Here is a 13,675-nt window from a genome sequence, read left to right on the forward strand (position 1 = left end):
TCGCTCAGATGTGGAGCTCCTAGGGGAAGCCGGTCCAGCGCAGTTCGGCGGGGAGGTGACCGGTGTCGTTGAAGAGCAGGAGCGACGGGGGGCGGCCGGGGGCGTACCGGATGACGGTCAGGGCTGCGTTGGCGTGGTTGACGCCGATCCATCGCCAGTTGGGCGCGTCGAAGGCGGCGCGTATGAGCCAGCCGACGAGGAAGTTGTGGGTGACCAGGAGTTCGTGGCGCGGTTCGTCGCCGGGGACGGGGCCGGTGAGATCGGCGAGTGCGGTGGCGGCGAGGCGGGTGCCGTGTTCGCGTTCCTGTTCCGGGAATTGGTCCAGGAACGTCAGGAAGGCGTCGGCCATCTCCTGTGGCAGTTCCTCGCGGGTCGGGGGGTATGGGAGGTAGTCGCCGGCCGCCTCCGCGCGGCGCAGGGGGACGCCTTCGAGCTGGTCGGCGATCAGGTGGGCGGTCTGCTCTGCGCGGGCGAGAGGGCCGTGGTGGATCGCGGTGAGCGGGGCGGTGCGCAGGCGTTGGCCGAGGAGGGTGGCTTGCGTGCGGCCGGCGTCGGTGAGGGCGGATTCGTCCGGGGTCGCCTCTGCGTGGCGGGTCACGTAGAGGTAGCGGGGGGGCGGTGCGGGGGTTCATGGGGGTCCCTCCTCCGAAGTGGATCAAGCGGGCCCCGCGTGGGACGCGCCCGCTGGTTCCCCCGGTTCCACCCCGGCCGGCGTGCGGGTGCGGGTGCGGGTGCGGGCGGAGGGTGCCTGGTTGCGCAGTTCCCCGCGCCCCTGGCGGGTCGGTGCGGGCCTGCATGCGGGTACCTCAGCTGCGGACCGTGCTGGGCTGGTCGCGCAGTTCCCCGCGCCCCTGGCGGGGTTCGTGCTGGCCCACACTGGCAACCTCAGCCCGTGCCGTTGCGCATCTGGTGCGGGCCTGCATGGGCAACCTCAGCCCGTCATGGGGGTCCCCCCTGGCCCTTAAGGCCTTGGGGGAGTTTGAGGACGAGCGCCCTTTAGGCGCGAACGGGGTCTGGGGCGGAGCCCCAGGGGACCCGGGTGACGCTCAGTTCCCCGCGCCCCTGGCGGGGTCGGTGCGGGCCCGCATCGGCAACCTCAGCCCGTGCCGTTGAGCATCTGGTGCGGGCCTGCATGGGCGACCTCAGCCCGTCCGGCGTTTGAGGACGAGCGCGTTCAGCGCGAACGGGGTCCGGGGCGGAGCCCCGGGGAACCCGGGTGACGCGCAGTTCCCCGCGCCCCTGGGTATCCGATGCGGGCCCGCGTGGGGGGCCTTACGCCGTGGGGACCGGGGTCGCGGTGAACGTGCGCCACAGGTGGGCGTATTTGCCGTTTGCCGCTAGGAGCTCCTCGTGCGTGCCGTCCTCCGCCACCCGGCCCCCGTCCATCACGATCACCCGGTCCGCGCGGGCCGCCGTCGTGAGGCGGTGGGCGACCACCAGCGTGGTGCGGCGCCCGGTCAGGCGGTCCGTGGCCTGGTTGACCTGCGCCTCGGTGGCCAGATCCAGCGCCGCCGTCGCCTCGTCGAGGAGCAGCACGTCCGGGTCGACCAGTTCCGCGCGGGCCAGCGCGATCAGCTGGCGCTGCCCGGCGGAGAGGTTGCGGCCGCGCTCGGCGACCTCGTGGAGGTAGCCCCCGTCCAGCGTCGCGATCATGTCGTGCGCGCCGACCGCCCGCGCCGCCGCCTCCACCTGCGCGTCGCTCGCGTCGGGGCGCCCGTACGCGATGGCGTCACGGACCGTACCCGCGAAGAGGTACGCCTCCTGCGGGACCACCCCGAGCCGGTGCCGGTAGGCGGTGAGGTCGAGGTCGCGCAGGTCCGTGCCGTCGGCCGTCACCCGCCCGCCCGTCGGATCGTAGAAGCGCGCCACCAGCTTGACCAGGGTGGACTTGCCCGCGCCGGTCTCGCCGACGAAGGCAACGGTCTGCCCGGCCGGTATGCGCAGGTCGATCCCGCTGAGCGCGGCCTCGGACTCCTCGGCGCCATCGCCCGTATCGCCCGCGTCGGCGCCCCCGTACGCGAAGTCGACGTTCTCGAAGGCGATTTCCCCGCGCAGGGAGCGCACGTCAAGCGGCTTGGCCGCCGCCGACGTGGACGTCTTCTCCTGAAGGAGTTCCTGGATCCGCTTGAGCGAGACCGCCGCCTGCTGGTAGCCGTCGAAGACCTGCGAGAGCTGCTGGACGGGAGCGAAGAACAGGTCGATGTAGAGCAGGTACGCGACGAGCGCACCCGTGGTGAGGGTGCCGCCGTCCACCCGGTGCGCGCCCACGATCAGGACGGCGGCCGCCGCCACCGACGACAGGAGCTGCACGAAGGGGAAGTACACCGAGATCAGCCACTGCCCGCGCACCCGCGCCGCACGGTAGTGGTCGCTGCGCTTCGCGAACCGCTCGGCCCCGTCGTGCTCGCGCCGGAACGCCTGCACGATGCGCAGACCCGACACCGACTCCTGGAGGTCGGCGTTGACGACGCTGATCCGCTCGCGGGCCAGCTCGTACGCCTTCACGCTCTTCTTGCGGAAAACGTACGTGCCGACGACGAGCAGCGGGAGCGTCGCGAAGACGACGAGGGCGAGCTGGAGGTCGATGACGAGCAGCGCGACCATGATGCCGAAGAACGTGACGACGGAGACGAACGCGGTGACCAGCCCCGTCTGGAGGAACGTGGACAGCGCGTCGACGTCCGTCGTCATGCGGGTCATGATCCGGCCGGTCAACTCCCGCTCGTAGTAGTCGAGTCCGAGCCGCTGGAGCTGCGCGAAGATCTTCAGGCGCAGGGTGTAGAGGACGCGTTCGCCGGTGCGTCCGGTCATGCGGGTCTCGCCGGTCTGGGCGAGCCACTGCACGGCGACGGTGAGCAGGGCGAGCCCGGACGCCGCCCACACCGCTCCGATTGCGAGCTTGGTGACGCCCTGGTCGATGCCGTGCCGGATGAGGACCGGCAGGATCAGGGAGCCGCCCGCGTCGATCGCCACGAGGAGGAGCGAGACGAGCAGGGGCAGGCCGAAGCCCCGCAGCAGCCGGCGCAGGCCGTAGGACTCCTCGGGCTGAACCGCCTTCGCCTCGTCGATGCCCGGCACATCGGTCGCGGGTGGCAACGCCTCGACCTGGGCGAGCAGTTCGGGGGTGGCGGGCATGCCGCCGGGGGCGGCGGATTCGGCCTTGTCCTCGCGGATCCACAGCGGCGGCGTGATGCCGCGCTCGGCGTCGAACTCCGCGTCCAGCTCGTCCCGTACGGAGTGGTCCTCCTCCTCGGCGGCGGGCATGGCCGGGGTGTGTCCGGGCGACACCGCGCCCAGCTCGTCGGGGTCGGTGAGCAGGCGGCGGTAGAGGGCGCTGTCGCGCTGGAGCTCGTCGTGGGTGCCGATCGCGGCGAGGCGTCCACCGTCGAGGACGGCGATGCGGTCGGCGAGCGCGAGGGTGGAGCGGCGGTGCGCGATGAGCAGCGTGGTGCGGCCCGCCATGACCGACTTCAGGGCCTCGTGGATCTCGTGCTCGACGCGGGCGTCGACCGCCGATGTCGCGTCGTCCAGGACGAGCAGGCGGGGGTCGGTGAGGATGGCGCGGGCGAGCGCGATGCGCTGGCGCTGGCCGCCGGAGAGCGTCAGGCCGTGTTCGCCGACGGTGGTGTCGTACCCCTTGGGCAGTTCGGCGATGAACCCGTAGGCCTGGGCGGCGCGGGCCGCCCTGTCGATCTCCTCCTGCGTGGCGTCCGGCTTCCCGTACGCGATGTTGGCGCGCACGGTGTCGGAGAAGAGGAAGGAGTCCTCGGGGACGAGGCCGATGGCGGCGCGCAGCGAGGAGAGCGTCAGCTCACGCACGTCGTGGCCGCCGACGAGGACGGCGCCGTGCGCGACGTCGTAGAAGCGCGGCAGGAGCAGGGAGACGGTGGACTTGCCCGAGCCGGAGGCGCCGACCACGGCGACGGTCTCGCCGGGGCGGATGTCGAGCGAGAAGCCGTCAAGGACGGGCCGCTCGTCGTCGTAGCCGAAGCGCACGTCGTCGAATTCGACGGTGGCGGGAGCGTCGGCGGGCAGTTCCTTGGCGCCGTCCCGCATCGAGGGCTCGGTGTCGATCAGCTCAAGGACGCGTTCGACGCCGGCCCGGGCCTGCTGGCCCACGGTGAGCACCATCGCGAGCATGCGTACGGGCCCGACGAGCTGGGCGAGGTAGGTGGAGAACGCGACGAACGTACCGAGCGTGATCTGGCCCCGGGTCGCGAGCCAGCCGCCGAGGGCCAGCATGGCGACCTGGCCGAGCGCGGGGACGGCCTGGAGGGCGGGGGTGTAGCGGGCGTTCAGCTTGATCGTGCGCAGACGGCCCGCGAACAGTTTGCGCCCCACTTCGCGCAGCTTGCCGGTCTCCTGGTCCTCCTGGCCGAAGCCCTTGACGACCCGGACCCCGGACACCGCGCCGTCCACGACCCCGGCGACGGCGGCCGCCTGGCCCTGGGCGTACCAGGTGGCGGGGAAGAGGCGGGTGCGGCTGCGCTTGGCGATGAACCAGAGGGCGGGGGCCACGGCGAGGGCGACGAGGGTGAGCAGCGGCGAGAGCCACGCCATGATCACGACGGAGATGACGAAGAGCAGGATGTTGCCGATGGTCATCGGCAGCATGAACAGCAGACCCTGGATCAGCTGGAGGTCGCTGGTGGCCCGGCCGACGACCTGCCCCGTGGACAGCTCGTCCTGGCGCCGCCCGTCGAGCCGGGTGATCGTCGCGTACATCTCGGTGCGCAGGTCGTGCTGGACGTCGAGGGCGAGGCGCCCTCCGTAGTACCGCCGTATGTACGTCATCGCGTACACCACGACGGCGCAGGCTATGAGCAGCCCGGTCCAGACGGTGAGGGAGCGCGTGTGGTCACCGATGACGTCGTCGATGACGACCTTGGTGATCAGCGGAACGAGCGCCATGACGGCCATGCCGCCGAGCGACGAACCGAGCGCCAGCACCACATCGCGCCGGTACCGCCAGGCGTACCCGGTCAGTCTGCGCGCCCACCCCTGTCGCACACCCTCCGTCACGACGTTCCTCCCGTTGGTACGTGCCCTGCCGCAAGGCCCAACACGGCGGCCGGCGGATTTCATCCCGCCGCAATGAATACGGGCCGTAAGGACGCGAGGACCCCGGGCCTTCATCGCGTTCCGCAGGCGCCCTACCGGTGGGTCGGGGCGAACATCCTCAGGACGGCGGGCAGGACGACCACCGAGGGGCCGGGGGTGGCCAGGGCCTTGGACAGGTCGGCGGTCAGGGCCTCCGCGCCCGTGCGCAGGGCGGGCACGCCGAAGGACTCGGCCAGGGCGACGAAGTCGGGGCGGGCCAGTTCGGTCGCGCTGGTCGCACCGAACGTGTCCCTCTGATATTCGCGCAGGACGCCGTAGCCGCCGTCGTCGACGATCAGCCACGTCACCGGCAGGTCGTACTGCCTGGCCGTGGCGAGCTCGGCGATGGAGTACATCGCGCCGCCGTCGCCGGAGACCGCGAGGACCGGGGTGGCGGGGTCGGCGACGGCGGCGCCGAGCGCGGAGGGGAACGCGTAGCCCAGGCCCCCGGCGCCCTGGGCGGAGTGCATCGCACCGGGCCACGCCGACCACGCCCAGTAGGTGAGGATCGTCATGTCCCAGAAGCTGGGCGCCGAGGAGGGCGGCGCCGCGCGCACGGCGGCGAGGATTTCCTGCTCCTCGCCCAGGCCCTGGGCGTCGATACGGGCCCGTACCCGGTCCAGGACGGTCCGTACGCGCTCAGGCGCCCCCGGGTCCGTACGGGCGTCGACGGTTTCGAGCAAGGCCTGGAGCGCGATGCGGGCGTCCGCGTGGATGCCGAGCGCGGGGTGGTTGGACTCCAGTTTGCCGAGGTCGGCCTCGATCTGGATGATCCGGCCGCGCGGCGCGAAGGTGTGGTAGTTAGACGACAGCTCGCCGAGCCCGGAACCCACCACGAGCAGGACGTCGGCGTCTTCGAGGAAGTCGGTGGTGTGGCGGTCCTCAAGCCAGGACTGGAGCGAGAGCGGGTGCTCCCAGGGGAAGGCGCCCTTGCCGCCGAAGGTCGTGACGACGGGCGCGTCGAGGCGTTCGGCCAGCGCGCGGAGCTTGCCCGAGGCGTCGGAGCGTACGACCCCGCCGCCCGCGATGATCACGGGCCGGGCCGCGCGGGACAGCAGATCGGCGGCCGCGGCGGTCAGTTCGGGGCGCGGAAGGACGTCCTCGGGGAAGGCGTCCATCGCGGTGACGACGGGCAGCGCGGCCTCGGCGAGGAGCACGTCCTCGGGGATCTCCACCCAGACCGGCCCGTGCGGCGCGGTCAGCGCCGACTCCCAGGCGGCCGCGATCGCGGAGGGGATCGCCGACTGGCTCCGCACGGTGTGGACCGACTTCACGATGTCGCGGAAGGATGCCTGCTGGTCGCGCAGCTCGTGCAGGTGGCCGTGGCGTCCGCCGCCAAGTCCCTTGCGTGGGACCTGACTTGAGATCGCCACGACCGGCGATGAGGCGGCCGCCGCCTCCTGGAGCGCGGCGAGCGAGGTGAGCGCGCCGGGACCGGTCGAGAGCAGCAGCGGGGCCGCCTCTCCGGTGATCCGGCCGTACGCGTCGGCCGCGAAGCCCGCGTTGTTCTCGACCCGCAGCCCGACGTACGTGAGGTCCGAGCGGCGCAGGGCGTCGAAGATGCCGAGCGCGTGCTGGCCGGGCAGCCCGAACACGGTGGTCGCGCCGAGCCCGGCCAGCGTCTCCACGACCAGGTCACCGCCGATGCGGCCGGGCGGAGGGTTCAGGGCCGCCGCCGTCTGGCGCGGTGTGGGCCGCAACTCGACCTCGTGGTGGTCGTGGGTCATCGCGTCCTCTCGTGTGGCACTCGGCCCGGGCCCGGCTGTGACACTCGGCCCGGGCCCGGGCCGGCAACGGATCGCACCGCCGCCGGGTCCGGGTCGCGGACCGGGTCCTCCGCCGGCACCTGCCCCCGTCTCAGGCGCGGCCCGCCGCGATCTGGCGGGACATGATCGTGGTCAGCTCGTAGGCGGTGTGCGAGGCGGCCACGCTGGTGATCTCGGCGTGGTCGTAGGCGGGGGCGACCTCGACGACGTCGGCGGAGACCAGGTTGCAGGAGGCAAGGCCCCGCAGGATCTCCAGGAGCTCGCGCGAGGTCATGCCGCCGGCCTCGGGGGTGCCGGTGCCGGGCGCGTGGGCCGGGTCGAGGCAGTCGATGTCGATGGAGATGTACAGCGGGCGGTCGCCGATGCGCTGGCGGAGCTGGTCGGCGACCTCGTCCGCGCCGCGCCGGTAGACGTCGGCGGAGGTGACGATGCCGAAGCCCATCTTCTCGTCGTCCGTCAGGTCCTGCTTGCCGTACAGCGGGCCTCGGGTGCCGACGTGGGACAGCGCCTCGGTGTCGAGGATGCCCTCCTCGACGGCGCGCCGGAAGGGGGTGCCGTGGGTGTACTCGGCGCCGAAGTAGGTGTCCCAGGTGTCCAGGTGCGCGTCGAAGTGGAGCAGCGCGACCGGGCCGTGCTTCTTGGCGACCGAGCGCAGCAGCGGCAGCGCGATGGTGTGGTCGCCGCCGAGCGTCATGAGACGGGCGCCGGTGCCGAGCAGGTCGTCCGCGGCCGCCTCGATCGTGTCGACGGCCTCGTTGATGTTGAACGGGTTGGCCGCGATGTCACCGGCGTCGGCGACCTGGGCGAGCGCGAAGGGCGAGGCGTCCTGGGCGGGGTTGTAGGGGCGCAGCAGACGCGAGGCCTCGCGGATGGCGTTGCCGCCGAAGCGGGCGCCGGGGCGGTAGGAGACGCCGGAGTCGAAGGGCACGCCGACCACGGCGACGTCGGCGGTGCCGACCTCGTCCAGGCGGGGCAGCCGGGCGAAGGTCGCGGGACCGGCGTACCGCGGGATGCGGGACGAGTCGATCGGACCGCGCGGCGTTTCGTTGCTGCTCATGTGAAGTGCCCTTCTTTTTCAGCGTGTTGAGGCGGGCCGGGGCCGGGGGTGCGCCGGTGAGGTGCACCCGGGGAGTGCGCCGGTGGCGCGGGTCCGGCCGGGACCGGCGGCGCGCGGGGCCTGTCCGCGCCCCCGGGTGCGCCGCGTGGGCGGCGCTCGCCGCCTCCGCATGACCTTAGGTGGCCGGGCGGCCCCACTGAAGTGTACGTTTCCTCCACTTCTGACGCCGCCGATGGATGGATCGTCCACCATGCCGGAACCGACCACACCGTCCCCGCCGACCGCACCGACCGCACCGCCCACGCCGCCCATCGCTCTCGCCGCGCTGCTCGCCCGGGCCGATCTGGGTCTGCGGCAGCTCGCGGGGCCGCCGCACGCGTCCATCCGCTGGGTGCACGCCTCGGAGATGGCCGACCCCTACCCGTATCTGCTCGGCGGGGAGCTCCTGATGACGGCGGGCATCCAGCTCGGGGACCCCGAGGCGTACGTGTCCCGGGTCGTCGCGGCGGGGGCGGCGGCGCTCGGCTTCGGGGTGGCGCCGGTGCACGAGGAGGTGCCGCCCGCGCTGGTGGCGGCCTGTGCGCGGCACGGGCTTCCGCTGCTTGAGGTGCCGCCCCGTACGACGTTCTCCCGGGTGGCGCGGGCGGTGTGGCTCCTGATGGCCCGGGCCCGCGAGGACGAGCTGCGCCGCGTGAACGAGGCCCAGCGCGCGCTCGCGGCGGCGGCGTCGCGCTCCGCGCCGGTGGGGGCGGTGCTGCGGGTGCTCGCGGGGCGGCTCGGGGGGTGGGCGGCGCTGGTGACGGCGGAGGGGGTGGTCGTGGAGGCGGCGGGAGTGGAGCCGGGGTCCCTGGCGGGGGTGTGGGGGCTGGTGCGGGTGGTGTCGCCTTCGGCGGGTCTTCCCCACCCCGCCCCTTCCCGAAAGCCTCCGGCGGATGGGAGGGGTGGCGCGGAGGGTGCCACCGCGTGCACACGGGGCTCCGCCCCGGACCCCGCTCCTCAAACGCCGGAGGGGCTGATTTTCCCGCCGGAAGGACTGCCTTCCTCGCCGGAAGGGCTGCTTTCGCCGCCGGAGGGACTGCCTTCCTCGCCGGAGGGGCTGATTTCCCCGCCGGACGGGCTGCTTTCCCCGCCGGAGGGGCTGATTTCCCCGCCGGACGGGCTGCTTTCCCCGCCGGACGGGCTGCTTTCCCCGCCGGACGGGCTGAACCCCACCCCGGAGGAGCGGGTGGCCCGCTCAGCCTCTCCGGCGTTTGAGGAGCGGGGGTCCGGGGGCGGAGCCCCTGGTGGGGGTGCCGGGGCTCGGGCAACCGGCCATCCGCCGGAGGCTTTCGGGAAGGGGCGGGGTGGGGAGAACCCGCCGAAGTCGCACCCCCTCACCGCCAGCGCGAGCGCCAACGGCACCCACCTCTCCGCCTACGCCCTCACCGGCCCCCTCACCCTCGCCGTGGCGACCCCCCACCGCGCCCCCGGCGACCACACCATCGCCGGCGTCGCGACCGTCCTGCTCTCGCTGCTCACCGCCGGACGCCCCAGCACCGCCGAGGCCGCCCGCTCCGCCGCCCTGGTGCGGATGCTGCTCGGTGGCTCCCCCAGCGAGACGGCGGCGCTGCTCGGCGAAGGACCCTGGGTCGTCGTACGCGCCCGGGGCGCGGGCACCCCGCCCGACCTGGGGACGCCGCTGGTCGACGCCTCCGGCCCGGCCGTACGCGCCCTCGTCCCCGCCGACCGCGAGGTCACCCCGCACCCCGGCTGGACCCTGGGCGTCAGCGCACCGGCCGGGATCGAGGGGCTGGCCGTGGCCGACACCCAGGCCGCCCGCGCCCTGGCCCGCGCGGAGGCCACCCGCACCCCGCTGGCCCGCCACCGCCCGGCCGGCCTCGCCGGGCTGCTCGACCCCGCCGAGGCCACCGCGTACGCCCGCGAACTCCTCACCCCGCTCAGCGGGCCCCTGCGCACAACCCTGCGCAACTGGCTCGCCCTGCACGGCAGTTGGGACCGTACGGCCGCCGCCCTCGGCGTACACCGCAACACGGTCCGCCAGCGGATCGCCCGCTGCACCGCACTGCTCGGCGCCGATCTCGACGACATGGACGTACGCACAGAGCTGTGGCTCGCGCTGAGGCTGGACGAATGACGAATGACCCCGGTGCGCGTGGCCCGGGGCCTCACTTCTGGGCTCAGCGGTTGAAGACCGCCTCGATCTTGGCGGCCACGCGCTGGGCCTGGATGTCGCGGCCCTTCTCGTTGGGGTGGGCGTACCACGGGATCGACTGGCCGAGCAGTTCGACCTCGGAGTTCTCCAGCAGCCCGCCGATGCCCCGGTTGGCGCCGTCGCAGGCCGTGTTGTGCCCGGTGTGGTCGTAGAGGTCCACGAAGTCGGCGCCGTCGTCGGCGGCAACCTTCTTCATGACGTCGTCCAGCCGCTTCTGCGCCTGGTCCAGGACGGACAGCGCGTCCTCGGAGATGTCGACGAACGGCCGCTCCGTCTGGCCGGGGGCCGCCTTCAGGCACTTGGCCGTGTCCTGGGGCGCGAGCCGGGGGTAGCCGACCAGGACGCGCTCGGCGTCCGGGGCGCGGTGGCTCATGCGCTGGAACATCTCGTCCAGCTCGTGTCCGACCTGCTCGGCCTTGTAGTCCAGCCACGCCTTTCCGTCGCCCGAGGTGAAGAAGTCCGCGCACTCGTCGGCCGGGCTTTCCGCGTCCACCGGCGCTCCGGGCAGGATGGCCCCCTCGTCGCCCCGGAGCCTGGCGGAGCACTGCTTGAGGATGCTGGTGAACCCGTAGGTGTTGCCGCCCATGCTGCCCACGACCAGCCTTGTGTCCTCCTTGAGCGCGTCCTGCTGCGCCGGAACCGTCCCGGCACCGAAGGGAAGTTGCTGCTCACGCCAGAAGTCCTCGATGACCGCTCCCCCGCAGGAGACGTCCTCCTGGACGTCGAGGGTGATGTTCCGGTCCGCCAGGCGCCCGGTGGCGACGGCGGGATAGTTCTCCGTGGCCTGGAAGCACAAGCCCCTGGGCTGGTCCATGTTGTTCAAGGGGGCGATGCCGAAGTTGGCGGTGTAGGAGTCGCCGAAGAAGACGGTCGGCACCGGGTCGGCCGCGTGGGCGGTGCCCGCCGGGACGGCGAGCGCCAGGCAGCCGCTCAGCGCGACCGCCGCCGCGGCCCGCCGCCGTGGTCCTTGAGTTGACGTCGTCTTACGCATGGCCGGAGGCATGGCTGTGCCCTTTCGTCGGGACCCGCGGGGAGAGCGGACGAGACGGACGTCCACTACGCTCCGTATTCATGCATATGCGACCCGTGATATGCCAGCGGGCGCACCGCACGTCCACGGCGGGAGCGCGCGAAAGAGTGCGAGGGGCGCGCGGCGGCGAAGAGTGGGGCGCCTCACTCCGAGCCCCGACCCCTGGACAGTGCCGGTGACCGCCGGGTAACTTCGTTATTCAACCTGAGCAAGCGCTTAGCCGAATTGTGAGCCGAGGAGGGCGACCGTGCGCCGTACGGTATTCAACGAAGACCACGAGGCGTTCCGGGAGACCCTGCGCGCCTTCATCGAGGCCGAGGTCGTCCCGGTCTACGACGAGTGGTTCGCGCAGGGCATCGTGCCGCGCGAGTTCTACTACAAGCTCGCCGAGCTCGGCATCTTCGGCATCCGCGTGGACGAGGAGTTCGGCGGCGCCGGCATCGACTCGTACAAGTTCGAGGCCGTGATGTACGAGGAGACGGCCCGCGCGGGCGTCCAGTTCGGCGGCTCGGGCGTGCACGTGCTGCTCGGCCTGCCGTACATCAAGATGCTCGCCACCGACGAGCAGAAGAAGCGGTTCCTGCCGAAGTTCGTCTCCGGCGAGGAGATGTGGGCGCTCGCGATGACCGAGCCCGGCACCGGTTCCGACCTCGCGGGCATGAAGACCACCGCCAAGCTCTCCGAGGACGGCACGCACTACGTCCTCAACGGCGCCAAGACGTTCATCACTGGTGGCGTCCACGCCGACCGCGTGATCGTCTGCGCCCGTACCGCCGCGCCCTCCGCCGAGGACCGCCGCCACGGCATCTCGCTGTTCGCGGTGGACACCAAGTCCGACGGCTACTCGGTGGGCCGCAAGCTCGACAAGCTGGGCCTGAAGACCTCCGACACCGCCGAGCTGGCGTTCGTCGACGTGAAGGTGCCCGTCGAGGACCTGCTCGGCGAGGAGAACAAGGGCTTCTACTACCTCGGCCACAACCTCGCGTCCGAGCGCTGGGGCATCGCGTTCGGGGCGTACGCGCAGGCCAAGGCGGCCGTGCGGTTCGCCAAGGAGTACGTCCAGGACCGCACCGTGTTCGGCAAGACGGTGGCCTCGTTCCAGAACACCAAGTTCGAACTGGCCGCCTGCCAGGCCGAGGTGGATGCCGCCGAGGCCGTCGCCGACCGCGCGCTCGAAGCGCTGGACGCGGGCGAGCTGACGCCGGCCGAGGCCGCGTCCGCGAAGCTGTTCTGCACCGAGGTCGCGCACCGCGTCATCGACCGCTGCCTCCAGCTGCACGGCGGGTACGGGTTCATGAACGAGTACCCGATCGCCCGCCTGTACGCGGACAACCGGGTGAACCGGATCTACGGCGGCACCAGCGAGATCATGAAGTCCATCATCGCCAAGGACATGGGTCTGTAGCAGGGCTCGGGTACAACTACCTTCATGCATCAGGCACTTGAGAGCCTTCTCGATCTGCTCGACCTGGAGCGGATCGAGGAGGACATCTTCCGGGGGCACTCCCGCTCGGCGGTGGTCCCCCGCGTCTTCGGCGGGCAGGTGGCGGCGCAGGCGCTGGTCGCGGCCGGGCGTACCGTCCCGGCCGAGCGGCCGGCGCACTCGCTGCACGCGTACTTCCTGCGGGCGGGCGACCCGGGCGCGCCGATCGTCTACACCGTCGACCGGATCCGGGACGGGGCGTCCTTCACGACCCGGCGGGTCGTGGCCATCCAGCACGGGAAGCCGATCTTCCATCTCTCGGCGTCGTTCCAGACGTGCGAGGAGGGCATGGAGCACCAGGCTTCGATGCCGGCCGCGCCGGACCCGGAGTCGCTGGCGACGGCCGCCGAGATGCTGCCGCGGTACGCCTCCGCCTTCCGCGACCCGGGGGTGGTGGACCGGCTGCTCGAAGCGCGCGCGGCGGTCGATCTGCGGTACGTGGACGCGCCGCCGTGGGGCACGGTCGGCACGCCGCGTGAGCCGCGCTCGCAGGTGTGGTTCCGCACGAACGGGAAGCTGGCGGACGATCCGCTGCTGCACGTGTGCCTGGCCACGTACGTCTCCGACATGACCCTGCTCGACTCGGTGCTGCTCGCGCACGGGCGGGGTGGGTGGGCGGTGGGCGACGTGGTGGGTGCGTCGCTCGACCACGCGATGTGGTTCCACCGGCCGTTCCGGGCGGACGAATGGCTCCTGTACGACCAGGAGTCGCCTTCGGCGGCGGGTGGGCGGGGGTTGGGGCAGGCCCGCATCTACACGCAGGACGGCCGGCTGGCGATCACGGTGATCCAGGAGGGCGTGGTCCGTGTACCACGCGCGTAAGCCCCGGCCATCTGCGGACCCTGGCCCCGTTTCGCGCAGTTCCCCGCGCCCCTGACAGGGCTGGTGCTGGCCCATGTGCACATACCCAGCCTGTCCGGCGTTTGAGGAACGGGGTCTGGGGCGGAGCCCCGGGGACCCCGGCTGCGGACCGTGCGGGGCCCCTGGCGGGGCTGGTGCCGGCCCGCATGGGGAATGTCAGCCCCTG

General features: G+C 72.5%; 8 protein-coding genes. 3 read left to right on the plus strand and 5 right to left on the minus strand.

Going from position 1 to position 13,675, the window contains the following annotated elements; translation table 11 throughout:
* Positions 1-19: 19 nt before the first annotated feature.
* The 4 genes from ACFYM2_RS19335 to speB form a co-directional block, all read right to left on the minus strand.
* Positions 20-598 (minus strand): histidine phosphatase family protein, encoded by a 579-nt coding sequence (locus tag ACFYM2_RS19335; protein WP_388837511.1) that lies wholly within the window; start codon positions 596-598, stop codon positions 20-22.
* Positions 599-1,272: 674 nt separating this feature from the next.
* On the minus strand, positions 1,273-5,136 hold the full coding sequence (locus tag ACFYM2_RS19340) for an ABC transporter ATP-binding protein (protein WP_388837514.1): 3,864 nt from the start codon (positions 5,134-5,136) through the stop codon (positions 1,273-1,275).
* A gap of 17 nt (positions 5,137-5,153) precedes the next feature.
* Positions 5,154-6,827, minus strand: a complete 1,674-nt coding sequence (locus ACFYM2_RS19345; protein WP_388837517.1) for a thiamine pyrophosphate-binding protein — start codon at positions 6,825-6,827, stop codon at positions 5,154-5,156.
* A 130-nt stretch (positions 6,828-6,957) separates the two neighbouring features.
* Entirely contained in the window at positions 6,958-7,923 is a 966-nt protein-coding gene (gene speB / locus ACFYM2_RS19350; protein WP_388455435.1) for an agmatinase, read from the minus strand.
* A gap of 250 nt (positions 7,924-8,173) precedes the next feature.
* On the opposite strand from speB, the gene ACFYM2_RS19355 reads away from it, so the two are divergent.
* A complete protein-coding gene (locus ACFYM2_RS19355; protein ID WP_388837520.1) occupies positions 8,174-10,057 on the plus strand; it encodes a PucR family transcriptional regulator ligand-binding domain-containing protein in 1,884 nt (627 codons plus the stop codon).
* A 43-nt stretch (positions 10,058-10,100) separates the two neighbouring features.
* Here ACFYM2_RS19355 and ACFYM2_RS19360 read toward each other — a convergent pair whose 3' ends face one another.
* The gene (locus ACFYM2_RS19360) at positions 10,101-11,126 is read right to left on the minus strand and encodes an SGNH/GDSL hydrolase family protein (RefSeq protein WP_388837523.1); all 1,026 of its coding nucleotides are present in this window, start codon (positions 11,124-11,126) and stop codon (positions 10,101-10,103) included.
* 286 nt (positions 11,127-11,412) lie between these two features.
* Here ACFYM2_RS19360 and ACFYM2_RS19365 point away from each other — a divergent pair, with 286 nt between their 5' ends.
* Together ACFYM2_RS19365 and tesB are read left to right on the plus strand one after the other, a co-directional pair.
* On the plus strand, positions 11,413-12,570 hold the full coding sequence (locus ACFYM2_RS19365; protein ID WP_358995074.1) for an acyl-CoA dehydrogenase family protein: 1,158 nt from the start codon (positions 11,413-11,415) through the stop codon (positions 12,568-12,570).
* A 24-nt stretch (positions 12,571-12,594) separates the two neighbouring features.
* Positions 12,595-13,470 carry an acyl-CoA thioesterase II gene (tesB, locus tag ACFYM2_RS19370; RefSeq protein ID WP_388837526.1) on the plus strand — a complete coding sequence of 292 codons (876 nt, stop codon included), beginning with the start codon at positions 12,595-12,597 and terminating at the stop codon, positions 13,468-13,470.
* The last annotated feature ends 205 nt before the right edge of the window (positions 13,471-13,675 follow it).

It is taken from the genome of Streptomyces sp. NPDC006711 (genome assembly GCF_042869775.1).
Taxonomy (GTDB): domain Bacteria; phylum Actinomycetota; class Actinomycetes; order Streptomycetales; family Streptomycetaceae; genus Streptomyces.